The organism is Rugamonas apoptosis, assembly GCF_014042355.1.
In the GTDB taxonomy this organism is placed as follows: domain Bacteria; phylum Pseudomonadota; class Gammaproteobacteria; order Burkholderiales; family Burkholderiaceae_D; genus Rugamonas; species Rugamonas apoptosis.
The window spans coordinates 377,734-402,262 of the sequence record NZ_JACEZU010000006.1; the positions used below are offsets into that span (position 1 = coordinate 377,734).

Genomic DNA, 24,529 nt, shown 5'->3' on the forward strand with positions numbered 1-24,529 from the left:
GGACGGGGCGTTCAAGGTACGGTGGCGATGACCTTCACGGTATCATCGACGGCCGCTTTTTCGATATAGCCGATGGCGTTCACATTGTCGGCCACCGCCTTCTTCACTTCGGCGCTGGACTTGCATTCCTTGGGCGGCTTGCCCTTGGCAGTGAACACGATCTTGGACCAGATGGCCTCCACCTGGGCCGGCGTCTTCTCCAGCACCTTCTTGGTGAATTCGGCCCGGATCGGCGAACCTTCGGCCTGCTCGATGGGCGTGAACAACACCGATCCGCCCAGGAAGAACTGGGCCGCCTGCGACGGGAACATGCGGGTGGCGGCATTTTGCGGGTTGACGATGATGACCAGCTCCGCCCGCGCCGGGGCCGCCATGGCCGCCAGCAGCAGCGCCGCGGCCGCCCACTGTGTCTGTGCTTTCATCTAGCCTCCTGTTGTCGTGGCAACAGCCTGCGAAGTAAAGCCCGTGGCGCGTTGTGCCAGCACGCCGGGTCGATTTCAGTCTAACGTCAGGCCGTTTCACGACGCGAGTGGTATTTGGCGAGAATTGACTTACGGCATGCAAGGTGTTTCATGCGCGCAACATCGCGTCCTGCCCCCGCACCGCCTGCCGTACCGGCCTGCCGTGGCCGCCGTTACAGGTACAATGTCGCCTTCGCCGTCCATCGCACACCATAGTGAACAGCCGACTCCTCTACCTGCGCCTGCTGCGCCAGTTCCGTCCTTACGCCTGGATCGCCGTCGCCACCCTGACGGCCGTGGGCGTGGCCTCGGCCACCGACGTGCTGCTGATCCGCCAGTTGCAGAACGTGGTGGACGCGCTGGCCCCGGCCAGCAGCCTGACGCGCAGCGCCGGCCCGGCCACCGGCCTGCTGGGCGCCATGCAGGATCTGCTGGGGGTACTGCTGCCGCACGCCCCCACCCGCGCCGCGCTGTGGACCATCCCCGCCATCATCGTCAGCCTGGCCGTGGTGCGCATGCTGGCCAGCTTCGCGGGAGAATATGGTGCCGCCTGGCTGTCGAGCCGGGTCCAGGCCAATCTGCGCGAAACCATGTTCGCCCGCATCCTGCGCCTGCCCAACCGCTATTTCGACGGCACCTCCACCGGCACCACCCTGTCGCGCGTGGCGTTCGACGCCAGCCAGGTGGCCCAGGCCGGCCTGAACGTGATCAACGTGGCCGTGCGCGACTCGGTGGCCACGGTCGGTTATCTGATCTCGCTGTTTTCCATCGACTGGCAACTGGCCGTGTTCTGCCTCGGCCTGTTGCCGCTGGTGGCGTTGATCGTCACCTTCGCCGGGCGCCGCATGCGCCACCTGAGCCAGAGCGCCCAGCAAGCCATGGGCGAGTTGACCAATGTGCTCGACGAGAGCATCAGCGGCCAGCGCGTGGTGAAGATCTTCGGCGGCCAGCAGTACGAACAGCGCCGCTTCGACCGCGTGGTCAAGCTCAATCGCCAGCTGGCCGTCAAGCACGCCTCCACGGCCGCCATGAACTCGGCCGCCATCATGCTGCTGGTGGGGATCACCCTGTCGTCCGTGATCTACTTCGCGCTGCTGCGGGCCCAGGCCGGCGCGCTGTCGCCGGGCGCCTTCGTGGCCTTCATGGGATCGTTGATGGCCATGCAGTCGCCCATCAAGAACCTCACCAAGATCAACGAACCGATGCAGCGCGGCCTGGCCGCCGCCGAATCCGTGTTCGGCCTGATCGACACGGCCTCCGAACCCGATGGCGGCCAGCACGCCATCGAACGGGCGGCCGGCCGGCTGGCGCTGGAACAGGTCAGCTTCCACTATCGCCCGGACGACGCCGAGGCCCGTCCCGCGCTCGATGGCGTGTCGCTAGCCATCGCCGCCGGCGAGACGGTGGCCCTGGTGGGCAGCTCCGGCAGCGGCAAGACCACGCTGGCCGGGCTGCTGCCCCGCTTCTATGATGTGAGCGACGGCCGTATCACGCTCGATGGCGTGGACTTGCGCGACTACAGCCTGGAGGCATTGCGCCAGCAGATCGCGCTGGTGAGCCAGGACGTGGTGCTGTTCAACGACACGTTGGCCGCCAACATCGCCTATGGCGACCCGGCGCCGTCGGCCGAGCGCATCGAGGCGGCCGCGCGCGCCGCGCACGCGCACGAGTTCATCATGCGCCAGCCGCAGGGTTATCAGACTTCAGTTGGCGAGAATGGCTTGCGGCTGTCAGGCGGCCAGCGCCAGCGGCTGGCCATCGCCCGCGCGCTGTACAAGGATGCGCCCATCCTGATCCTGGACGAAGCCACCAGCGCACTGGATACGGAATCGGAGCGCCTGGTGCAGGCGGCGCTGGAAGTGCTGATGCGCGGCCGCACTACGGTCGTCATCGCGCACCGGCTGTCGACCATCGAGAACGCCGACCGCATCGTCGTCATGGATGCCGGCCGCATCGCGGAAATGGGCAGCCACGACGCGCTGCTGGCGCAGGGCGGGCTGTATGCGCGCCTGTACCAGACCCAAAAGAGCGTGCAGACGGCGTCGTGATTGAACGTCCGGCGCCGCTTACGTGGCGTCGTGAAAAATCAGTCCCAGCGTGTGGCGCGATCCTGACCTGAGCCGGCTCACCCCATGCCGCATGCCGGCCCGGTACACGCCGCGCACGCCCTGGGCCGGACGCTGGAACACGGGGAAGATCACCATGTCGCCGCGCGCCAGCGGCACCACCTCCACCCGCGACTGCTGACGCGGGCGCTGTTCCGTCAGCACGAATTCCCCGCCTTCGAAATCCACTCCCGGTTGCGACAGCAGCACGGCCGCCTGCAACGGGAATACGTGCTCGCCGTATAAATCCTGATGCAGGCAGTTGTAGTCGCCGGGACGGTAGCGCAGCAACAGCGGCGTGGGCCGCTGCTGGCCGGCCGCATGGCAGCGCGCCAGGAATTCCGCATGGTCGGCCGGGAAGCGGGCGTCCATCGCCAGCAGCTCGTGCCAGCGGTTGGCGATGGCGGCCAGCGGCCCATACAGGGCCTGGCGCAGCGCCGCCACCGTGGACGGCAGCGGATAGCGAAAGTACTGGTACTCGCCACTGCCAAAGCCATGCTGCGCCATCACGATGCGGCTGCGGAACAAGTCTCCATGGTCGTACTGAACCGCCATGGCCGCGCACTCGTCGGCCGTCAGCATGCCCGGCACGACGGCGTAACCGTTCATGTCCAGTTCCTCGGCGATGGCTTGCCAGTCCAGCCCCGCCACGTGGGTGGCGATACCCACCGCCGCGCCGATCGCGCGCCGCGCGGCGGCCTGGCGGGCCGCCTGCTCGGCGGCGCCGGCGTCCGCCGCGGCGTCCACGCCCACAATCCCACCCGCGCCCGCCCCTGCACCGGCGCCCACACGCGCACCATCAGCCGTGCCGCTTGCGCCGGCCGGCGGCACCGCCAGTCCAGGCGCCGTCTTGCGCGGCTGGCGCGGCGGCGCGCCGGCGCCGAAATCAAGTTCACCGTTCTTCACTGAGTACTTCCTCCTGTTGTTCCACCGCGCCGCACTGCGCGCCTTCCCGCTCCAGCAAGGCCGCCTTGCGCTCCACGCCCCAGCGGTAGCCGGACAGTGCACCGTCATTGCGCACCACGCGATGGCACGGCACGGCCACCGCCAGCGCATTGGCCGCGCAGGCGCCCGCCACGGCCCGCGCGCCATTCGGCAAGCCCACCCGTTCGGCCAGTTCCGCGTAGCTGACGGTGCTGCCGGCCGGGATGGCGCGCAAGGCCTGCCACACGCGCTGCTGGAACGCCGTGCCGCGCACGTCCAGCGGCAAGTCCAGGCCGATGCCGGGCGCCTCCACCATGGCCACCACGCGCGCGACCACCTGCTCGTAATCCGGTTCGGCGCCCAGCAGCTCGGCGTGGGGGAAGCGGTCCTGCAGGTCGCGCGCCAGGGCGTCCGGATCATCGCCCATCAGGATGGCGCAGATGCCCCGCTCCGTGCTGGCCACCAGGATCGCGCCCAGCGTGCTGGCGCCGATGGCGAAACGGATCGCCGCGCCGCTGCCGCCGGCCCGGAACGCGCGCGGCGTCATGCCCAGCACGCCGGGCGACTGGGCGTAGAAGCGGCCGCTGGAATTGAAACCGGCCGCGTAGATGGCGTCCGTCACGGACGGCGCGGCCGCCAGTCCGTCCTGCAAGCGGCGCGTCCGTTCGGCCGCCGCGTACGCCTTGGGCGTGATGCCCGTGTGGGCCTTGAACAGGCGGTGGAAGTGGAAGCGGCTCACGCCCACGGCGGCGGCCAGCGTGTCGAGGTCGGGCACCTGCCCGGCCGCCGCGATCAGCCGGCAGGCCTGGGCCACCAGCGCGCGCTGGCGCTCGGCCAATGGCGGCTGGTCTGGCTTGCAGCGCAGGCAGGGCCGGAACCCGGCCTGCTCGGCCGCCTCGCGGCTGTCGTGGAAGGCCACATTGCGCCGCAGGGCCGCGCGCGCGCCGCACGAGGGGCGGCAGTACACGCCCGTGCTGCGCACCGAGTAATAGAACACGCCGTCGGCGTTGGCGTCGCGCTGTTGTACGGCTGCCCAGCGCTGTTCATCGCTGGCGTAAGGGGTCTGGCTCATGGCCGCTCCGTGGAATGATGATGGATGATGCCATGTTAGTGGCCGCCGCGCAGCCCCGCACTCCGGCACTTGCTTTTGAATTGGCGCTGGCGCCCCCCCGGGGCTTACGGCAGACCTCGTCAAAATGCTAAAATGGCAGCGCGCCGTCCAGCCCAGGCCGGCCTACGGAGAAGCCGTTTGGACCAGTCAGCCCCGCAAGAAAACACCCCGATTTTCCAGCGCATCAAGGATTACCTGCTGGCCCAGATCGCCGCCGGCACGTGGAAGGAAGGCGATGTGATCCCGTCCGAGCAAGCGCTCACGCGCCAGTTCGGCGTCTCGCGCATGACCGTCAACCGCGCCGTGCGCGAGCTGACGGCCGAACAGGTGCTCACCCGCCGCCAGGGCGCCGGCACCTACGTGGCGCAGCAGAAGTACCAGGCCACCCTGCTGGAAATCAAAAGCATCGCCGACGAAGTGCGCGCGCGCGGCCACGTGCACCGTTCCAATTTACGCCTGCTGGAACGGGGCAAGGCCGGCGAGTTGCTGGCCAAGCAGTTCGACCTGCCGCCCGGCCACCAGCTGTTCCACTCCGTCATCGTCCACTTCGAGAACGGGGTACCGATCCAGGTCGAGGACCGCTGGGTCAATCCGCTGTGCGCGCCAGATTACATGGAACAGGATTTCAGCCACCTCACCCCCAATGAATACCTGATGGCAGCCGCCCCCTTGCAGGGCGCCACCTACAGCATCGAAGCGCTGGCGCCGCCGCGCGAGATCGCCGAGATGCTGGCCATCGACACCCGCCAGCCCTGCCTGGTGCTGAAACGGCAGACCCATTCGGCCGGCATGGTGGCGTCGCTGGCCACCATGTGGCATCCGGGTCACCGCTACCAGTTCGCCGGCAGCTTCGCGTAATAAAATTTCATTTCCGGCTGCGAAATGAAATTTTATTTCATCGCGCGCCGGGCCGGCGCGGCGCCCCGTCCCGCCATCCCGCCTAGCACTTTTTCGCCCGCACATTCTCACCGATTGTCACCGGAACGCCTGTAATGACGGGCGAATTTGCGCCAACGCAGACCGCGTGAGCATGGCCGTTGCGTTCCGCAAAAGTTAACACTGCCGGCAAATTTTCGATGCTATAGTTGTTCAGAATAAAAGCTGGCGCCGGCGCGCGCCCGCTCGCCGTCTGAAAGGGAAGCCCTTGTTGCCCAACCGTCCAGCGCCCCACCGCACTCCGCACCGGCGCCGTCCGCCGCGCTGGCTGACGGCCGGGGTGCTGCTGTTCGCGGCTGCGCTGCCGGCGCTGGGCGCGGAAAAGGTGGTAGTCCAGCTCAAGTGGCAGCACCAGTTCCAGTTCGCCGGCTACTATGCGGCCCAGGCCCAGGGCTATTACCGCGCGGCCGGACTGGACGTGACGCTGCAGGAAGCGCGCGCCGGCGAAGACCCGGTGCAGCGCGTGGTGGACGGCCATGCCCAGTACGGCACCGGCGACAGCACACTGCTGCTGGATCGGGCCAAGGGCCAGCCGGTGGTGGTGCTGGCCGCCATCTTCCAGCATTCCGCCGCCGCCCTGCTGCTGCGCCATGATGCGACAGGCAAGCGCGTGCCGTGGGCCGGCGGGCGCATCATGCTGGCGCCGGGCAGCGAGGAACTGACGGCCTACCTGCGCCACGAACAGGTGCCGCTGGAACGCATGACGCAACTGCCCTACAGCCTGAACGACGACGTGCTGCTGGAGCACCGGACCGACGTCATCTCCGTCTATTTGACGGACGCGCCCTACGTGCTCAGCCGCGGCAACGCCAGCTACGAACTGCTGTCGCCACGCGCGGCCGGCATGGACTTCTACGGCGACAACCTGTACACCACCGAGAGCGAGCTGCGCGAACACCCGGCCCGCGCGCGCGCCATGCGCGAGGCCACCTTGCGCGGCTGGCAGTACGCCATGGCGCACCAGGGCGAACTGGCCGACCTGATCCGGGCCCGCTACCCGGAACACCACAGCCGCGAACACTTGATGTACGAGGCGGCGCACATCGCGCCGCTGCTGGAGCAGGGCTTGATCGAACTTGGCTACAGCAATCCGCAACGGTGGCGCGCCATCGCCGCCCTGTTCGCGGCCCAGGGCATGCTGCCGGCCGGCTTCGTGCCGGACGGCCTGCTGTACCGGCCCGCCCCGGCCGGCTTCAACCTGCCCTTCGGTGACCTGGCCGCCGCCGCCGCGTCGCTGGCGCTGTTGGCGCTGGCGGCGACCAGCCTGTGGCGGGTGCGCGCGCTGAAAGCGGCCTTGCGCCAGACCGAGGACCGGCTGGGCGGCGCCCAGCGCCTGGCCAGCCTGGCGCTGGAAGGGTCGGGCGAAGGCATGTGGAGCTGGCTGCCGCAGGAAGACCTGCTGGAACCGTCGGCCCGCTACTGCGCGCTGCTCGGTTATGAGCCCGGCGAATTCCAGCCCGCGCCGGGCGCCTGGCTGGCCCACGTGCACCCGGACGACCAGGCCCGCGTGCGGGCCGAGATCGCCGCCTTCCTGGACGATGCCGCGCCCCTGCCCCAGCGCTTCATCAGCGAATGCCGCATGCGCTGCCGCGACGGCGGCTGGAAATGGGTGCAGGCCCGCGGCGCCGTGCTGGAACGCGATGGCAACGGGCGCGCCGTGCGGGCCGCCGGCACGCTGGCCGACATCAACGAACACATGGCGGCCGAGCAGGCGCGCGTATGCGCCATCCTGGAGGCGACCCCGCACGCCATGCTGATCGCCGACCGCGGCGGCCAGGTGCGCTACGCCAACCAGGCCTGCGCCCGCGTGTTCGGCTACGACGGCAGCGCCATGCAGGGCCGCTCCATGGACCAGCTGGTGCCCGACGCCATGCGCAGCAACGGCCATGTGCGCGAACTGTTCTCGCGGCCCCAGTTGCCGGGCCGGGTGCTGATGGCTTGCCGCGCCGACGGCAGCCGCTTCCCCGCCATGCTGCATTTGTCGCCGATCGCGCTGTCGGGCCAGGACTTGTCGGTGGTGGCGCTGCGCGACATGACCAAGCGCCAGCGCGCCGAGGAAGCGCTGCATTCGAGCACGGAGCGCTACCGCCTGATCGTGCAGACGGCGGCCGAGGGCATCTGGATGTGCGATGCGCGCGACCAGACCAACTTCGTCAACCCCACCATGGCCCGCATGCTGGGCTACGACGTGGAACACATACTGGGCCGGCCGATGACGGATTTCATGGACGCGCCCAGCGCCGAGCGGCTGCAGCAGCACTTGCGCCAGCGCGCCTCAGGCCAGCCGGAACAGGGCGACGTGTGCCTGTACCGGCGCGACCGCAGCATGTTGTGGTGCCTGCTGTCGACCACCGTCATCTACGCCGAAGATGGCAGCTACGGCGGCACGCTGGCCATGCTGACCGACATCACGGAACGGCGCGCGGCCGAGGCGGCGCTGCGCGATTCCAGCCAGCGCCAGGCGTCCATCTTCAACGCCGTCACCAACGGCCTGGTGGTGCTGAACGGGGCCGGCCGGCTGGTCGACAGCAACGCCGCCGCCGCCCGCATGCTGGAACACGGCGCACCCGGCCTGTGGGACGCACTGCGCGAAGACGGCACCACCTACGATGCCGACAGCCATCCGCTGCAGCGGGCGCTGGCCAGCGGCCAGCCCGTGCGCAACGTCGTGATGGGCTTGCACCTGCCCGGCGGCGCCGTGCGCTGGCTGTCCGTGAACGCGGAACCGATCACTGACCAGCAGGGCTTGGTGTCGCTGGTGGTGGCCAGCCTGACCGACATCGGCGAGCGCAAGGAGGCCGAGGACGCGCTGCGCCGCAGCGAGCAGCGGCTGCAGGAGATCATCCAGATGATGCCCACCGGCCTGTTCATCAAGCACCCGGACGGCCGCTTCCTGCTGATGAACCACGCCTGCGAGCAGCAACTGGGCTTCGCCTACACCGACCTGCCCGACGGCGACGACAGCGTGATGCACTCCCCCGAACAACTGGCCGCGTTCCGCCAGCGCGACCGCGAAGCGTTCGCCGGCAAGGTGCTGATCGACTACGAGCAGACCATCTGGCACCGCGTGCAGGACCAGCAGCGCCACCTGCGGGTGCTGAAGAAGCCCGTGTTCGACGAGGAAGGCAAGCCCGCCTATCTGATCTGCATGTCGCTCGACATCACCGACAGCAAGGTGGCCGAGCAGGCGCTGCGCGAACTGAACGAGCACCTGGAGGAACGGGTGGCCCAGCGCACCGAGCAGCTGGACCAGGCCAAGCGCCTGGCGGAGGAAGCCAGCCAGGCCAAGGGCCAGTTCCTGGCCAACATGAGCCACGAGATCCGCACGCCCATGAACGGCGTGATCGGCATGGCTTACCTGGCCCTCAAGACGGAACTGGAGCCACGCCAGCGCGACTACCTGGAAAAGATCCGCTTCGCCGGCGAGCACCTGCTGGGCATCATCGACGACATCCTCGACATCTCCAAGATCGAGGCCGGCCGGCTCGACATCGAACAGACCGACTTCGCCCTGGAACACGTGATCCAGACCCTGACCACGGTGCTGGCGCCGAAAGCGGCCAGCCGCGAGCTGACGCTCACCTTCGACCTCGACCCGGCCCTGCCGCCGGTGCTGCGCGGCGACCCGCTGCGGCTGGGCCAGATCCTGATCAACTACACCAGCAACGCCATCAAGTTCAGCGAGCAGGGCGAGATCGGCATCAAGATCCGCCAGCTGGCCGCCGACGCCCACAACTGCGTGCTGCGCTTCGACGTGCGCGACCACGGCATCGGCCTGTCGACCGAGGAGATGGACAAGCTGTTCCAGTCGTTCCAGCAAGCCGACACCTCCACCACCCGCGCCTATGGGGGCACCGGCCTGGGACTGGCCATCTGCAAGCAACTGGCCCAGCTCATGGGCGGCGAAGTGGGGGTCGACAGCGCGCCCGGCCAGGGCAGCACGTTCTGGTTCACGGCGCGCCTGGGCATCTCGGGCGCCACCGTGCCGTCCATCATCCACCAGGTGAGCGACGCGGCGGCCGAACTGGTGGCCTCGGCCCGCACCGCCACCGTGATGCACTCGCTCAAGGATGCCCGTATCCTGCTGGTGGAGGACAACAGCTTCAACCAGCAGATCGCGCTGGAAATGCTGGAGGACGCCGGCTCCTCCGTGTGCCTGGCCAACAATGGCGCCGAGGCGCTGGAACTGCTGCGCCAGGCCGCCTTCGACTGCGTGCTGATGGACGTGCAGATGCCGCTGATGGATGGCCTGGAGGCGACCCGGCAGATCCGCGCCGATCCGCGCCTGGCCGACACCCGGGTGCTGGCCATGACGGCCACCGCCACCAGCGAAGACCGGGAACGCTGCATCAACGCCGGCATGGACGACTTCATCAGCAAACCGATCCAGCCCGACCTGATGTACCAGACCATCGCCAGCTGGCTGCCCGAGCGCAGCGCGCCGCTGCCGCCCACGCCGCGCGGCGCGCCCGCGTTCCGCGCCACGCTGGGCGGCGACCCGGCCGTGATCGATCTGTCGATCCTGGCCCGCTTGCTCAGCTACGACCCGCACAAGGTGCGCAAATTCGCCTTCAAGTTCCTGCAGACCACTCAGGATGGCTTGCGCCAGATGGAGGCGGCGCTGGAACGGGGCGAGCTGCAGCCGGTGCGCGAGCTGGGCCACCGCATCAAGTCCTCGGCCCGTACCGTGGGCGCGCTGGGCATGGCCGACATGTGCCTGCAACTGGAACACCTGGCCGACGACGCCACGGCCGGCGCCACGGCGCGCGCGCTGCTGGCCAAATTGTGGCCGCTGCTCGACCTGGTCACGGAACAGATCATGACCCACACCACTTTCGCCGACGAGCGCTGACCGTGAACCTGCCCGCCCCCGCCCCCTCCCCGCCCACCGTGCCCGCGCTGCGCGTGCTGCTGCTGGACGACGACGTCTTCATGCTGGAGCTGCTGGCCGACATGGTGACCAGCCTCGGCCAGCACACGGTGACCTGCGAAACGAGCAGCCTGCGGGCGCTGGAACTGTTGCGCGCCAACGGCCCGGATTTGCTGATCTGCGACCTGGGCTTGCCGGAGCTGGACGGCATCGAACTGCTGCGCATGCTGGCCGAGCAGGGCTTTGACGGCGCCGTGGTGCTGCTGTCCGGGCTGGACGTGGGCGTGCTGCGGGCGGCCGAGCGGCTGGCGCGGGCCCAAGGCCTGGCCTTGCTGGGCGCCTGTGCCAAGCCGCTGGCGCGCGAACGGCTGGCCGCCCTGCTGGCGCAGGCGGCGGCCCGGCCGCGCCACGCCGGCGTTGGCGTGGGCACGACGCCGGGCATGGCGCCGGGAGTGGCGCCATGAGCGGCATCCCCCCGTGCGTGCTGGTGGTGGACGACGACGCGTTCCAGCGCGCCATGCTGGCCGACATGCTGGAGGAACTGGGCGTGGCCACGGTGTTGCAGGCCGACGACGGCTTGGCCGGCACGGCCGTGCTCGATGGCGCGCCGCCGCTGCCGGCCGTGGTGGTGGCCGACCTGTGCATGCCGGGCCACGATGGCTTCCAGCTGCTCGAAGCGCTGGCCGCGCGCCGCTACGGCGGTGGCCTGATCCTGCTGTCCGGGCAGCAGGAAACCGTGCTGCACGCGGCCAGCGCGCTGGCCCGCTTCCACCAGTTACATTTGCTGGGCGCGCTGGCCAAACCGCTGCGGCTGGACGCGCTGCGGGCGGCCCTGGGACAACTGACTTGACGGACCATGCGGCCGGCGAGCGACACTTCCCTCCAGACCACGCTTACCCCGGCCCCGTGGCATAGCCGCCAATTACGGCGAGCAACGCGCGCACCCACCGGCCGGGAGTGACCCGGACGAGCGCGCAGGCGGCCTTGAAGTTGAAGGTGACCAGGCGATGCAAAGGGCCGCCCTCGGCAGCCTTGAGCACCTCCCTGGCGACGTCGTCGGCGGTGAGGGTAACCCCCAGTAGCGCGATGAAGCGGTTTTGCTGGCGGCCATCGAGCATCGGCGTCCGGACGAACGGCGGCATCACGTCGCGCACCGCGATCCCGAAGCGGGACCACTCCACGCTTAGCGCCTCGGTGAAACCCCGCACCCAGAACTTGCTGGCGGAATACACTGCCATGCTCGGTATGCCCGCCACGGACGAGGCGGAAGAAAGATTGACGACCGCGGGTCGCCCCCCCGCCTGGGCGCACGAGCGCAGCCAGGGAAACGCGGCCTGGCAGCAATGGGCCACACCGGCATTGTTCACGGCGAGCACCAGCTCGATACCCGTCGCGGCTTGCTCCTCGAAGTGCCCCATGTACAGGAGGCCCGCCGAATTGACGAGCAGGTCCAGCCGCGTTGCGCTGGCTTGGTGCATAAACCTTTCGAGTTCCCACCGCACCGTCCTGAAGTCGCTCACGTCGGCGGCCAGGGGAATCACCGCGTGGCCGAGGTCGGCCGTCGCCGCCCGCACCGTCCGCCGGTCCAGGTCCAGGGCGCCGACCGTCCAGCCCTGTTGCGCGAGCCGGCGAACCGTCGCGTTACCTATGCCGGACGCGGCGCCTGTCACCACGGCGAGACGTCGAGCCGTCATGGCAGCACGGCGCCGGCGTTCAACCGCAATTGCAGGCCGCCGGTATGGACGATGAAGGCTGGCCTGGCATCCTCCAGCCCCAGGGCTTGCAGATGCACCGCCATCCGGTGCCCGCTGTTGCCGACGCGCAGTCGAACCGATCCGGGCAGGCATATCGGTCCCTTGGCCCGGATGTTGATCAGCGTGCGCAGCATCGCGCCCTGATGGCGGGAATATAAGATCAGGCTGATCAGGGGCACGGTGATGCCCAGGCCGGTCTTGCCGGCCAGGGTGCATATCGGATCGCTGCCCTCGGGGTCCCGCACGGCCCCGTGGAACTGCCGCCCCCGCAGCGAGAAATCGATGGGCGTGACGAACTTGGGGTAGCCCCAGGTATCCCGGCCGGCGGCACAAGCGGCCGGCGTCGTCACCGGCAAGTCGATGACGTTGAACCCGACGATGCCCTTGTCCAGGGAGTTGAACAGGGAAAGCAATGGCATTGCCGGCACGCGGCTGCCCTTGGGGACGCAGGCGATCGCCGTGCCGACCTCGTTATAGCTGCCGATCGAGGTGGCGCGATATTGGTAGAATGCCACGGCGGCCAGGGCTTTGCGACCGAACCGGACGACCTCCAGCCCCTCGCTCAGGCATTTCTGGGCGCGGTCGCCATCGACCCAGAAAAAGGCCATGAATTGCGAGCTGTCATAGTAGAGGATAGGCATGGCCACCTCGCCTTCCGAGGTGGAGACGAGGTGGCTCGGATATTGGAAGAACGGATCGGTATTCCACGGTTTCATGCTTAGACCCCTACGGTGAATTGGTTATCGAGCAGCTGCCCCTGCCAGTCTTCGATGAGCGACAGACGGTTGATTTGATTGGTCCCTTCGAAAATCCGGGTCAGGCGCACGTCGCGGAAGATCTGCTCGACGCGGTGTTCGTGGAGCCCACCGTGATCGGCCAGCAAATCCATGGCCATTTCGCAGACCTGCTGTGCCCGGTCGGTGACGTGAAATTTACATAGCGAGGCGTGCAGTTGCCGGGGTCGCCAGGCGTGGCGCGCTTCCTGCCAGACCAGGCTGCGCATGGCGCGGGTTTCGGCCACCATGGTCGCCAGATGGAGCTGGACGTGCTGGTAATGGATCAGGGGCTTGCCCGCAAGCCGGTACTGGCGGGCGAACCGGAGCGCGGTCTCGGTCGCGGCGCGGGCGAAACCGAGCCCCATGGACGCGACGGGAATCCGCGACGCGTTGAGCGTTGCCCGATTGATCACCCAACCGCCGCGCAATCGTCCAACCACGCGACGATGGGGGACGAAGACGTTGTCGAACTCGACTTCGGCGGCGCCGGAGGCGCGCATACCCATCTTCAATTCAGTACGGGGAACCGACACGCCTTGCGCATCGCCATCGACGTAAAAGCACGTCCACGACTCCATGCCCTCGCCTTTCAGCGCGGCGAATACGGTCATGCTTCGGGCCAAATCGCCACCGCTGATGAAGCACTTGCGGCCGTTCAGCAAATAGCCGCCTTCGGTCGGTGTGGCGACCACGCCCGGGCGATAGCATTCGGCGCCATGCCCCTCCTCGACATCGGAGCCCGCCTGGGGTTCGGTGATGGCGAAGGCCACCAGATGCGGGTCGCCGCGCAAGTTGCTGCGATAGACCGGCAACAGGTCGCGCATGATGGTTCCGACGTTCCCCGAGAGCAGCAAGGGCATGCAGCCGAGATGGTGGGCGGAGAGCAGCAGCATCAGGCCGCCGCAAGCCCGGCTGAATTCCTCGACCACCAGGCTGCAGGCCCAGATCGGCGGCTGGGTCGCGGCCGCCCAGGGGAGGCTGCCCAGCGGCGGCGGCAGGAAGTAGCTGAGCCAGCCTTCCTTGCCCGCCTTGGCGAGCAGCGTCCGCACCGCCGGATGGCAATCGCCGGGCGCCAGGTGAGGGGCCTGGTCGATCTCGGCCGACAACGGCAGCAGGTGCGTTTCCGCGAAGGCCCGGGCCTTGCGGCGCAGTGCGCCAAGTGCGCCGGGCAAGCGGGAGAAATCCGTTTCCCACAGGTCCGGCAAGGGACCGTCGGTGATCAAGCGACTGATCAATGGCAAGTTCCGATATTGCCGCTGCGGCGATAGCGGATGACCGAAGGGCAGGTGGCCGTCCAGATGAGCGATGGTAGTCATACCTGTTCCTCCCGTAGTCCAGCCAGAAGCAGCGGTATCTCGAGGATGCCGCCCGCTTGCAGCTTCAGCATGTTTTGATCGCGAACAATTTTTTCCGCGCCGACGTCGCGCATGTAGCCGAGCCCGCCATGTGCCTGGATCGACTGGTTGGCGGCATGGCAAAGCAAGGTGTGCGTGGTCGCGCGCGCGGCAGCCACTTCTTGCATGGACAGGTCCTCGATCGGGCGCGATAGCCCGGCGATCACGGCGTTGGCCTGCCGCACGGCCAGTTCGATATCGCCCAGCATTTGCTGGACGGCCGCATGGCCGGCGATGGCCTTGCCGCCCTGGCGCCGGAGCGTGGCGTAATCCACGGCCAGATCCCTGGCGCGCTCCACCGCGCCGGCGCCGATCGCCAGCAGGCCGAGCATGTCCAACTTCAAGACGCGGGCGTAAAACGTCCGGTCGTCGCCCGGCGCGGCGTGAAGCGGGAGGTCGGCGGCCGGCGCCACCTGGGCCCGAAAACTGGAAAGTTCATCGAAGCCATGCTGCGGACGCAGTGGCTCCACCAGCAGATCGCGACGCGGCGGCATTTGCCACGCGATCCGGTTATCTGCCCAAACGGGCCAGAGCACGGCCTTCCAACTCGATGGGGCGGTCAGTACCCCAGGATGGCTGCGCCGATCGAGCCAGTCCGCCAGTGTCGGATAGGCCGCGCGGGGATCGCGGCCGGCGAGAAATTGCCCCAGGCTGGCTTGGGCCAGACCGTAATGGCCGACGCTCACCAGGGTGGCGCCGAGCACGGTTTCCCCCAGGCGCTCCCGCGCGCCCACGCAGCCCGCCACATGGCGCGCCAGGGCCGACCGATGCCAGGCGAAGGCGAGTCCCGCATTGCCTCGCCCGATATGCCGCAGCAGCCCCATGTTGAAAGCCATCGCGCCGGCCCCGTCGGCGTCTTCCCACAGGGAGAAACCGGGTTCGCCACCGTTGACGGGCAGCAAGCCCAGCTCGACCGCCTCGCCGGTGAGCGCGACGAGCATTTCCTCGCTGATCGGTAGTTCCGGGCGTTCGGATGCGTAGCCTATCCGCTCGCGTGCAAAGATTTCCACTTCGCAAAGCAACGCATCGACGTCGCTGGCGTCAATAGTCACGGTCTCCTCCTTGTCGTTTTATAGATATGAAATGAACTGCAGCAACTGTGAACGATGGTAGCAAGGTGACCGCTTAAGCCTGTATAGTGGGCACGGTCATTAAATTAATAATTCCGGACAATCGACGGTATGGCGAATTGGGACTTTCCCCGGGGCATAGCGGGGATGCGCGTGTTGGCCGAGCTGGGCGTGTCCCACGGCCTGAGCCTGGGACAGTGTCTGGCGGGGAGCGGCGTGCGCCAGGGGGATCTGGAGAATCCCTCGGCGGTGGTGAGCGCGGAACAAGAACTGCGACTGATCCGCAACCTGCTCGCGTATTTGAAGGACGTTCCCGCCCTCGGCGTGATCGCGGGTATGCGTTACCACTACACCACCTTCGGCATGCTGGGCTTTGCCATGGTGACCAGTCCGGACATCCACGAAGCCCTGAGTGTGGCGATGCGCTATTTCAACCTGACGTTCGCACTGTCGCGTTTCGAGACCAGCGACACCGAATGCGACACTCTCGTCAGCGTCGACGCATCCGCGCTGCCGGTCGAATTGCGGCGCTTCGTCACCGAACGCGATATGGCTGCGCTGGCCACGGTGCAACGGGAACTGATCCCCGATCCGAGCATGCTCAAGTCGGTCGAACTGGCATTTCCGCCGCCCAAGGAAATGGCCCCCTACCGTCAGGCGTTCGGTCAGCTTCCCGACTTCGGCAAGGCACGCAATCTCGCGGTCTTCGATCGGTCGAGGATGCGGCAACCATTGCCGCAGGCTAACGAACTGGTGCTCAAATCCAGCGAGGAACAATGTGGCCGGATACTGGCGCGCCATGGCGCCCGGCTCGGGATGACGCATAAGGTCAGGGAGCATCTGGCGCGCAACGCCGGCCTCGGTATGGACCAGATAGCGCGTGCGTTGTTCATGACCGCCCGGACCTTGCGTCGCCAGCTGACCGAAGAAGGCGCTTCGTTCGCGACCCTGCGCGACCAGGTGCGGCTCGCGCTGGCCGAGGAATATCTGGTCGTCTTGAAACTGTCCGTGGAGGAAACGGCCTATCGCCTCGGCTATGCGTCCGCGCCGCCGTTCATCGCCGCTTTTCGGCGCCTGACCGGTGAAACACCACTGGTCTTCAAAAGACGACAGGAGGCTGAGCGCAACCGGCAGCTGCCCCTCGTGTAGGGTGGCGCCGCGTTCCTGTTGGCCGATCAGCGGCCATGGGACCGAATCGCTTTCCACCAGCGCGCGCGGGCGGCGGCGCCATCGTCCTGGTGCCGCCGCCCGCAGCCAGCGCAAGCCCGCCCGCAACTAATTTCGGCAATCCGCCCCCTTTCCTGAAAAATGGGTTATTATTTCAGCCATCCCCGCCTGCCAACCTTTCTTGCCACCCCTTCCGCAGATTGAAATCCAGCAGACCGCCTCCACGTGCCCACTGTAGTCCGGCGACGTCGAAGGCCAAGAATGGCTGAGCCCAAGGCGTAATCTCTATCCCACTTTGACCCTCTGACTGAGGAAAACATGAGCGAAAATATCAAACATATCAGCGATGCATCCTTCGACACCGACGTACTGAAATCGGACCGCCCTGTGCTGGTCGACTTCTGGGCTGAATGGTGCGGTCCTTGCAAGAGCATCGCCCCCATCCTGGAAGAAGTGGCCAAGGAATATGACGGCAAGATCGTGATCGCCAAGATGGACGTGGACGCCAACCAGGCCGTACCGGCCAAGTTCGGTATCCGTGGCATTCCCACCCTGATCCTGTTCAAGAACGGCGTGGCGGCAGCCCAGAAAGTGGGCGCCATGGCAAAAGGCCAACTGACCTCTTTCATCGACAGCAATATCTAAGTATCATGCAGCCCACCGGCGGCGCCGCGTTCGCGACGCCGCCGCGAACGGCCGGACGCGCCCCCGAGGCGGCGTCCATGTGATCAACCCCACGCAACTCCCTCCCCTACCTTTACGTTCCCGTCACGGGACACTCAACACATATGCATCTATCTGAATTGAAGGCCTTACACGTCTCGGCACTGCTGGAGATGGCGATCGGTCTTGATATCGACAACGCGGCCCGCCTGCGCAAACAGGAACTGATGTTCGCGATCCTGAAGAAGCGCGCCAAGTCCGGCGAGCAGATCTTTGGCGACGGCGCCCTGGAAGTGCTGCCCGACGGCTTCGGTTTCCTGCGCTCGCCCGACGCCAGCTACATGGCCTCGACCGACGATATCTACATCTCCCCGTCCCAGATCCGCCGTTTCAATCTGCACACGGGCGATTCGATCGAAGGCGAAGTGCGCACGCCCAAGGATGGCGAACGCTATTTCGCGCTGGTCAAGGTAGACAAGGTGAACGGCGAATCGCCGGAAGCCTCGAAGCACCGCATATTGTTTGAGAACCTGACGCCGCTGCACCCGAACGAGCCGCTGCGCCTGGAACGTGAAATGAATGGCCAGGAAAACATCACCGGCCGCATCGTCGACCTGATCTCGCCGATCGGCAAGGGCCAGCGCGGCCTGCTGGTGGCCTCGCCCAAGTCCGGTAAATCCGTCATGCTGCAGCACATCGCGCACGCCATCACGGCCAACCATCCGGACGTGACCCTGATCGTGCTGCTGATCGACGAACGTCCCGAGGAAGTGACGGAGATGCAACGTTCGGTGCGCGGCGAAGTGGTGGCCTCCACCTTCGACGAACCGGCTACCCGCCACGTGCAAGTGGCCGAGATGGTGCTGGAAAAAGCCAAGCGCCTGGTGGAAATGAAGAAGGACGTGGTGATCCTGCTGGACTCGATCACCCGTCTGGCGCGCGCCTACAACACCGTGATCCCGGCCTCGGGCAAGGTGCTGACCGGCGGTGTGGACGCCAACGCCCTGCAGCGCCCCAAGCGCTTCTTCGGCGCCGCCCGCAACATCGAGGAAGGCGGCTCGCTGACCATCATCGCCACCGCCCTGATCGAAACCGGTTCGCGCATGGATGATGTGATCTACGAGGAATTCAAGGGTACCGGCAACATGGAAGTGCACCTGGAACGCCGCCTGGCGGAAAAACGCGTGTACCCGGCCATCAACCTGAACAAATCGGGCACCCGCCGCGAGGAATTGCTGATCAAGCCAGACCAGCTGCAGAAAATCTGGATCCTGCGCAAGCTGCTGTACTCGATGGACGAGATCGAAGCGATGGAGTTCATCCTCGACAAGATGAAGGCGACCAAAACCAACGCCGAATTCTTCGACATGATGCGCCGGGGCGGCTAACGCCGCCCAAAGTGAGGCGCGGGGAGCTTGGCCATGCATGGCCAAGCCGTTACGCAGGCGTGTGGCTACGCCCCACGAAACCCCTGCTCCACCGCCGGGGCGGCTAACGCCGCCCAAAGTGAGGCGCGGGGAGCTTGGCCATGCATGGCCAAGCCGTTACGCAGGCGTGTGGCTACGCCCCACGAAACCCCTGCTCCACCGCCGGGGCGGCTAACACCGTCTGACCATGGGAGGCCACGTGCCTCCCATTTTTTTTGCCCGCTTGCCGCCCTCCCCGAAGGGCTGTATAATCTTCGGTTGCATTAATTCAACCACTGGCAAGTGAGCGGCAATCGGGTCAAGAAGCGGGCCGACCGACGAAGTGCTGTTTGGCTACCAAACCATACCGAGGCTACAAATGAAAGCAGACATCCATCCAGATTACCGCGAAGTTGTGTTCCACGACCTGTCGTGCGACTTCAAATTCGTCACCCGTTCGACCATCCAGACCCGCGAAACGATCAACCACGAAGGTAAAGATTACCCTCTGGTCAAGATCGAGGTGTCGGCTGAATCGCACCCGTTCTACACCGGCAAGCACAAGATCGTCGACACCGCCGGCCGCGTCGAGAAATTCCGTCAGAAGTTCGGTGCCGTCGGCTCCAAAACTTCCGTCGCCAACGGTTAATTCCGCAGCGACCACAAGAAAGGCAGCTACGGCTGCCTTTTTTTGTTTGTTTTCCTGCATACTCCCGTCTACCTTTTATTCCGCCCCGATTCGATGAAGCCAGTCCGTCTTCCCGCCGCCGCCACCCTGGCGTTGCCACGCTGGGCCCTGTTCGCGCTGGGCTTGTTGTACATCCTGCCCGGCCTGATTGGCCGCGAACCATGGAAGAACGACGACGCGGCCAGCTTCGGGGTGATGTGGACCATGGCCCAGGGCGGCTGGCAGGATTGGCTGTGGCCCAATATCGCCGGACTGTCGCTGACCGACGAAGGGCCGCTGGCGTTCTGGCTGGGCGCGGTCGGCATCAAACTGTTCGGCTGGCTGCTGGGCGACGTGCTGGGGGCGCGCGTGGCCACCATCGCCGTATTCCTGCTGGGCGTCGGTTCGCTGTGGTACGCCACCTTCAACCTGGGCCGCCGCCAGGATGCCCAGCCGCTGCGGCTGGCCTTCGGCGGCCAGCCCGAGCCCACCGATTTCGGCCGCACCCTGGCCGACGCGGCCATGCTGATCTACCTCGGCTGCCTGGGCTTGCTGCTGCACAGCCATGAAACCACATCGGAAGCGCTGCAAGTGTCGCTGGTGGCGCTGCTGCTGTACCGCGCCGTGCGCTACATGGAATTGCCGTCGCTGCGCAACGCGGCCATGACAGGCCTGGCGCTGGGCTTGCTCACCTTGAACCGCGGCTGGATGACACCCGCCTTCCTGACCCTGGCCCTGTTCCTGTGCACCCGTTTCCTGGAACTGCCAGCCGTGCGCAGCCTGCGCGACCTGCTGCTGGCCGTGGCCGTGGCCGCTGCCATCACCGCCGCCTGGGTGCTGCCGGCCCAGTGGCTGCAACCGTATGGCGCCAGCCCCGTGCCGGGCTGGCTGGCGTGGAACGCGGGGCAACTGGCCCTGCCCACCGTGCATGCGCTGCGCTTCTTCTTCCGGGTCGGCCTGTGGTTCTTCTGGCCCGCCTGGCCGTTCGCCGGCTGGGCCGTGTACGCCTGGCGCCGCCAGCGCCATGTGCTGCACATCGTGGTGCCCGTCACCTTCGTCACCATGGGCGCCTTGCTGGCCCTGTTCCACCCCAATCCCGAGCAAGGCCAGTTGCTGGTGCTGCTGCCGGCCCTGTCCATCATGGCCGCGTTCGGCCTGCTGACGATGAAACGGGGCGCCATCAACGCCATCGACTGGTTCTCCGTCATGGTGCTGACCCTGTGCGCCGCCATCATCTGGATCTTCTGGTGCGCCAAGCTGACCGGCTGGCCAGCCCAGGCCGCCAAGAACGCGCTCAAGCTGGTACCCGGCTTCAAGCCGGAGCTGGGGCTGGCCGCCTTCCTGGTGGCGGCCGCCGCCACCTGCGGCTGGATCGCGCTGGTGCATTGGCGCATCTCGCGCCAGCCAGCCGTGCTGTGGCGGGCCGTGGTGCTGTCGTCCGGCGGCCTGATCCTGATCTGGATCTTGCTGATGACGCTGTTCCTGCCGGACATGAACTACAGCAAGAGCTACGCCAGCGTGGCGCACCAGATCGCCGACAAGCTGCCGCCCGGTATCGATTGCATTGAAACCAACGTTGGACCGGCCCAACGGGCCTCGTTCGCCTACTATGCCCATTTGCCGTTCACGGGCATGGCCGGCGGCCGCTGCCAGGTGTTGTTGCTGCAAGACAGTATCCGCGTCCGCGACGACAAGGAAATCCTGCCCCAACACCGGGGCCGGCAGTGGCAATTGCTGTGGGAAGGCCGGCGTCCGGCCGACCGCGAGGAACGCTTCCGCCTGTACCGCCGGGCCGATTAAGGCGGGCCGCACCGTCTGCGCTTGACGTCAGGCAAGCGCAAGTCCACGACAGGGCCGCTCGCTTGCTGCTATGCTAGACGCACAGACCGGGCCCTTTCCGCCCGGTGCGCAAGCGACCCACCATGCACATCCCATTTCTCCGCCCGGCGGCGGGGCTGGCCATCGCGCTGCTGATGCAGGCCGGCCCGGCCCGTTGCGCCGACATGCCGACGCTGACGCTGCTTACCGAGCACGCCCCGCCCGCCAGCATGCTGGAACGGGGCCAGGTGACGGGGCGGGAAACGGACAAGATCCGCGCCATCATGGATCGTGCCGGCACCGCCTACCGGCTTGATGTCTTGCCCTGGAAGCGGGCCTACCACATGGCCCAGACCCAGCCGGCCACCTGCGTCTATTCCACCTCGCGCACCCCGGAGCGCGAGGCGCTGTTCAAATGGGTGGGGCCGACCATGCAGGCCGACTGGGTATTCTATGGCCGGCTCGACCACGAATTTCCCCTGCGCACGCTGGAAGACGCCCGTTCATTGCGCATCGGCACCTACAACGGCGATGCGCGCGACGAATTCCTGCGCAACCGCGGCTTCCAGGTCGACGCCACCACCAACGACCTGGCCAATCCGCAAAAGCTGCTGCTCAAGCGGATCGACTTGTGGGCCGTCGGCTTGCGTCCGGGCAGCCCCGGTCCCGAACGGCCGGCCTGGAAAGGCATCATCGGCCCCCTGCTGGTATTCCACCAGGTGCAAATCTATCTGGCCTGCAACCAGGCCGTGCCGGACCAACTGGTGGAGCGGCTCAACACGGCGCTGGCCGAATTGCGGCGCGACGGCACCTTGGCCAAAATCGAACGGCGCTACGCCAACTGGACTCCGGCCCCGTCACCATAGGTGCACAGTCCGCGCGCTGCGGGCTGTCAGCGGGCCGCCACGTACACCCGTCCCGGCGCGATGCCCGCGTGGTGCGCGAACGGCATGCGCTCCAGATGACTGACGGCGATGCTGTCGCCCCCATCACGGAACACGAACAGGGTGCCATCCTCGGACGTGAACACGCCCGCCGCCAGCGGGAAGATCTCCACCTTGGCTTCGTTGCGTACCTGGGTGAAATAGCGGTGCCGCTTCTGCTCGAACGTCAGCACCAGTCCCGTTTCCAGCAGATAGGGCTGGGCATAGGCGCCAAATTCCTGGGGCGCCAGTCGGTACGGCGCGGTGGCCGCGTAATGTTTGCCGATCCTGACCTGGACGCTGTCGCCCGCCACGGCCGGCGCTTGCTGTTGCGCGATGGCAAGGCTGGCCCACATGACGCCGGCCAGCGCGCCGATCATCCATTTGCGTTGCATGATTTCGCCTCCGAACAGTACGCCCGCGACTCCCGGGCACGCCGCGCGCCCGCGCGGCGCATATTCCATCGTAGCAGCCGGCGGCGCTTTTCCTAGCCGAAAATGACCGGCCGTGCCCGCCGCCAGGGGCGCGGCGCGAGATAATTGGCCAGCAGGGTTGCCCTGCTGTTGCAAATCAGTGATAATGCGTGTCGCGTCGCCTCGGTGGTGGAATTGGTAGACGCAGCGGACTCAAAATCCGCCGCCGCAAGGCGTGCCGGTTCGATTCCGGCCCGAGGCACCAACAGTCAAAATCAGTTAGTTCCAAGAAATCTCAAAACCCGCTATTCTCATAGGAGAAGCGGGTTTTTTGTTGTTTAATATTTTCGCAAGGCGTAGCATCGAATTTCAGACGAATGATGGACTTTATAACCAAGGTCCATCACAGGTCCATCAAAAAAGTCCATCATTTCTCCCAGCAAGATTCGTCACGGAGGCAGCTATGGCACTTACCGAATTGTTCCTGCGCAGGGTGAAATACACCGGCTCGCCAACCGGCGACCGGTACAGTGATGGGCGAGCGCTCTACTTGCTCGTCAAGGCCGCCAACAAGTACTGGCGGATGAACTACCGCTACGGCGGAAAACAGAAAACCCTGACCATTGGCGCCTATCCCGAAGTCCCCCTGGCGATTGCACGCGAGCGGTGCACTGAGGCACATAAGCTGTTACGGCTGGGAGTTGATCCCCAGCCCAGCAAGACCCTGCAGGGTCCCGAGCCGCTGGACGAGGACAGAAACACCTTTGCAGAGCTGTCGCAGCTATGGCTGACCAAGCTGGCACCGGACCACTCCCCCAACACCATCCGAAAGCTCTCGAACTGGCTCGACCATGATGTACTGCCGATCCTGGGTGGTAAGCCAGCCGCTTCAATCAAGCCGCGCGATATCCTGGCGACGCTGCAAAAGATGGAAACGCGCGGCGCCATCGACTCGGCCCACCGCGTGAAGCAAATGTGCGGGCAGATCCTCCGCTTTGGGGTAGCACTGGGCTGGGTTGAGCGCGACGTAACGCCGGACCTGAAAGGTGCACTGGCCGCTGTCCCGGCAGGAAACTTCGCCGCGATCACGGAGCCGAAGGAAGTCGCAGGCCTACTGCGCGCGATATACGGCTACGGCGGCCATGTCGTGGTCGTAGCGGCCTTAAAACTCTCGCCGCTACTGTTTGTACGTCCGGGCGAATTACGCGCCGCAGAATGGGCGGAATTCGATCTGGACGTGGCAGAGTGGCGCATCCCTGCGGCCAAGATGAAGATGAAAAAGGAGCACCTGGTGCCGCTGGCCGATCAATCGGTGGAGATCCTACGCCAGCTGCAGCGCGTCACAGGTGACGGCAAGTTTGTCTTTCCCGGTTTCCGGCGCGACGAAGTTTGCATGAGCGAGAACGCGATCAATGCGGCACTGCGCAACTTGGGCTTTCCGAAAGAGGTAATGAGCGCGCACGGTTTCCGCGCCATGGCCCGCACCATCCTCGATGAAGTGCTGGGCGAACGGGTGGACTTGATCGAACACCAGTTGGCGCACCGCGTGATGGACCCAAATGGGCGGGCCTATAACCGGACGGCCCACCTGCCGGCGCGACGCGAGATGATGCAGCGCTGGGCCGACTATCTTGACCAGCTCAGGGCCGGTGCCGACGTGATTTTAATCCGGCCCGTGAACTAAGCAATCTCGTTCAACTGTTCGGGCCACGGGCGAAGTCGTTTCTCTCCTCTGCTCGCGCTTTAATTCGTGATTCGACCCAGGCTGTGACTTCGTCCTCAAGCCATCCGACCGAACGCGCCGAGAGTCTGACTGGCGCAGGGAAGTCGTTTGACTTGATCACGCGGTATAAGGTGGCGCGCGACATTCCGCAGATGTTCAGGACCTCGCGCATTCTGATTAAGCGACAGGTACCACGTACCGGCTGATTTGCATCCATATGCCTGATCTTGCCCCCGTATAGCCGGACACAGCCTATCGCTTAGTTAGCGCCGTTTTCCTGAGCCCGGCGCGCCAGCTCCCTCCTGAACATGCGAGGCGATTTCAACTTCAACGATGAATGCGGATGAA

The 24,529-nt window shown here is 66.3% G+C and carries 21 protein-coding genes and 1 tRNA gene; 13 read left to right on the forward strand and 9 right to left on the reverse strand.

What is annotated here, in order from left to right:
- Positions 1-11 precede the first annotated feature (11 nt).
- Positions 12-422: a type 2 periplasmic-binding domain-containing protein gene (locus tag H3H39_RS14460; protein WP_229218036.1), complete on the reverse strand. Its 411-nt coding sequence runs from the start codon at positions 420-422 to the stop codon at positions 12-14.
- 254 nt (positions 423-676) lie between these two features.
- On the opposite strand from H3H39_RS14460, the gene msbA reads away from it, so the two are divergent.
- The gene (msbA, locus tag H3H39_RS14465) at positions 677-2,509 is read left to right on the forward strand and encodes a lipid A export permease/ATP-binding protein MsbA (protein ID WP_182154077.1); all 1,833 of its coding nucleotides are present in this window, start codon (positions 677-679) and stop codon (positions 2,507-2,509) included.
- 18 nt (positions 2,510-2,527) lie between these two features.
- Here msbA and H3H39_RS14470 read toward each other — a convergent pair whose 3' ends face one another.
- Together H3H39_RS14470 and ada are read right to left on the reverse strand one after the other, a co-directional pair.
- Complete coding sequence (locus tag H3H39_RS14470) at positions 2,528-3,313, reverse strand: 2OG-Fe(II) oxygenase (RefSeq protein WP_375540430.1); 786 nt, start codon at positions 3,311-3,313, stop codon at positions 2,528-2,530.
- A gap of 145 nt (positions 3,314-3,458) precedes the next feature.
- A complete protein-coding gene (ada, locus tag H3H39_RS14475) occupies positions 3,459-4,562 on the reverse strand; it encodes a bifunctional DNA-binding transcriptional regulator/O6-methylguanine-DNA methyltransferase Ada (RefSeq protein WP_182154078.1) in 1,104 nt (367 codons plus the stop codon).
- A 132-nt stretch (positions 4,563-4,694) separates the two neighbouring features.
- On the opposite strand from ada, the gene hutC reads away from it, so the two are divergent.
- The 4 genes from hutC (at position 4,695) to H3H39_RS14495 (ending at position 11,257) form a co-directional block, all read left to right on the forward strand.
- Complete coding sequence (hutC, locus tag H3H39_RS14480; protein WP_182154079.1) at positions 4,695-5,459, forward strand: histidine utilization transcriptional repressor HutC; 765 nt, start codon at positions 4,695-4,697, stop codon at positions 5,457-5,459.
- Positions 5,460-5,745: 286 nt separating this feature from the next.
- Positions 5,746-10,389, forward strand: coding sequence for a PAS domain S-box protein (locus H3H39_RS14485; RefSeq protein WP_375540427.1), 4,644 nt, complete (start codon positions 5,746-5,748; stop codon positions 10,387-10,389).
- A 2-nt stretch (positions 10,390-10,391) separates the two neighbouring features.
- Positions 10,392-10,871 (forward strand): response regulator, encoded by a 480-nt coding sequence (locus H3H39_RS14490; protein ID WP_311196925.1) that lies wholly within the window; start codon positions 10,392-10,394, stop codon positions 10,869-10,871.
- Complete coding sequence (locus H3H39_RS14495; RefSeq protein ID WP_182154081.1) at positions 10,868-11,257, forward strand: response regulator; 390 nt, start codon at positions 10,868-10,870, stop codon at positions 11,255-11,257. Before H3H39_RS14490 ends, H3H39_RS14495 begins: the two co-directional genes overlap by 4 nt.
- Before the next feature lie 43 nt (positions 11,258-11,300).
- On the opposite strand, the gene H3H39_RS14500 is transcribed toward H3H39_RS14495, so the two are convergent.
- From H3H39_RS14500 to H3H39_RS14515, 4 genes are read right to left on the reverse strand one after another with little or no spacing between them, the layout of a single operon-like run.
- Positions 11,301-12,101, reverse strand: coding sequence for an SDR family NAD(P)-dependent oxidoreductase (locus H3H39_RS14500; RefSeq protein WP_182154082.1), 801 nt, complete (start codon positions 12,099-12,101; stop codon positions 11,301-11,303).
- Positions 12,098-12,877, reverse strand: a complete 780-nt coding sequence (locus H3H39_RS14505; protein WP_182154083.1) for an acetoacetate decarboxylase family protein — start codon at positions 12,875-12,877, stop codon at positions 12,098-12,100. Before H3H39_RS14505 ends, H3H39_RS14500 begins: the two co-directional genes overlap by 4 nt.
- A 2-nt stretch (positions 12,878-12,879) precedes the next feature.
- Complete coding sequence (locus H3H39_RS14510; RefSeq protein WP_182154084.1) at positions 12,880-14,253, reverse strand: acyl-CoA dehydrogenase family protein; 1,374 nt, start codon at positions 14,251-14,253, stop codon at positions 12,880-12,882.
- Positions 14,250-15,383 carry an acyl-CoA dehydrogenase family protein gene (locus H3H39_RS14515; RefSeq protein ID WP_182154085.1) on the reverse strand — a complete coding sequence of 378 codons (1,134 nt, stop codon included), beginning with the start codon at positions 15,381-15,383 and terminating at the stop codon, positions 14,250-14,252. The genes H3H39_RS14510 and H3H39_RS14515 overlap by 4 nt, the downstream gene beginning before the upstream one ends.
- 129 nt (positions 15,384-15,512) lie before the next feature.
- On the opposite strand from H3H39_RS14515, the gene H3H39_RS14520 reads away from it, so the two are divergent.
- The 6 genes from H3H39_RS14520 (at position 15,513) to H3H39_RS14545 (ending at position 21,988) form a co-directional block, all read left to right on the forward strand.
- Entirely contained in the window at positions 15,513-16,550 is a 1,038-nt protein-coding gene (locus H3H39_RS14520) for an AraC family transcriptional regulator (RefSeq protein WP_182154086.1), read from the forward strand.
- A 336-nt stretch (positions 16,551-16,886) separates the two neighbouring features.
- Positions 16,887-17,213 (forward strand): thioredoxin TrxA, encoded by a 327-nt coding sequence (gene trxA, locus H3H39_RS14525; protein ID WP_182154087.1) that lies wholly within the window; start codon positions 16,887-16,889, stop codon positions 17,211-17,213.
- Positions 17,214-17,356: 143 nt separating this feature from the next.
- Positions 17,357-18,619, forward strand: a complete 1,263-nt coding sequence (gene rho, locus H3H39_RS14530; RefSeq protein WP_182154088.1) for a transcription termination factor Rho — start codon at positions 17,357-17,359, stop codon at positions 18,617-18,619.
- Positions 18,620-19,016: 397 nt separating this feature from the next.
- Positions 19,017-19,286 carry a type B 50S ribosomal protein L31 gene (locus tag H3H39_RS14535; protein ID WP_182154089.1) on the forward strand — a complete coding sequence of 90 codons (270 nt, stop codon included), beginning with the start codon at positions 19,017-19,019 and terminating at the stop codon, positions 19,284-19,286.
- 93 nt (positions 19,287-19,379) lie between these two features.
- Positions 19,380-21,104 (forward strand): ArnT family glycosyltransferase, encoded by a 1,725-nt coding sequence (locus tag H3H39_RS14540; RefSeq protein ID WP_182154090.1) that lies wholly within the window; start codon positions 19,380-19,382, stop codon positions 21,102-21,104.
- Positions 21,105-21,226: 122 nt separating this feature from the next.
- Positions 21,227-21,988: a substrate-binding periplasmic protein gene (locus H3H39_RS14545; RefSeq protein WP_229218038.1), complete on the forward strand. Its 762-nt coding sequence runs from the start codon at positions 21,227-21,229 to the stop codon at positions 21,986-21,988.
- Between the two features lie 26 nt (positions 21,989-22,014).
- On the opposite strand, the gene H3H39_RS14550 is transcribed toward H3H39_RS14545, so the two are convergent.
- On the reverse strand, positions 22,015-22,440 hold the full coding sequence (locus tag H3H39_RS14550; RefSeq protein ID WP_182154091.1) for a hypothetical protein: 426 nt from the start codon (positions 22,438-22,440) through the stop codon (positions 22,015-22,017).
- A 198-nt stretch (positions 22,441-22,638) separates the two neighbouring features.
- Between H3H39_RS14550 and H3H39_RS14555 the strand changes: the two genes are divergently transcribed.
- Positions 22,639-22,723 (forward strand) — tRNA-Leu (locus tag H3H39_RS14555).
- Between the two features lie 198 nt (positions 22,724-22,921).
- Positions 22,922-24,142 (forward strand): tyrosine-type recombinase/integrase, encoded by a 1,221-nt coding sequence (locus H3H39_RS14560; RefSeq protein ID WP_182154092.1) that lies wholly within the window; start codon positions 22,922-22,924, stop codon positions 24,140-24,142.
- A gap of 10 nt (positions 24,143-24,152) precedes the next feature.
- On the opposite strand, the gene H3H39_RS14565 is transcribed toward H3H39_RS14560, so the two are convergent.
- On the reverse strand, positions 24,153-24,398 hold the full coding sequence (locus H3H39_RS14565) for a helix-turn-helix transcriptional regulator (RefSeq protein WP_182154093.1): 246 nt from the start codon (positions 24,396-24,398) through the stop codon (positions 24,153-24,155).
- Positions 24,399-24,529 lie beyond the last annotated feature (131 nt).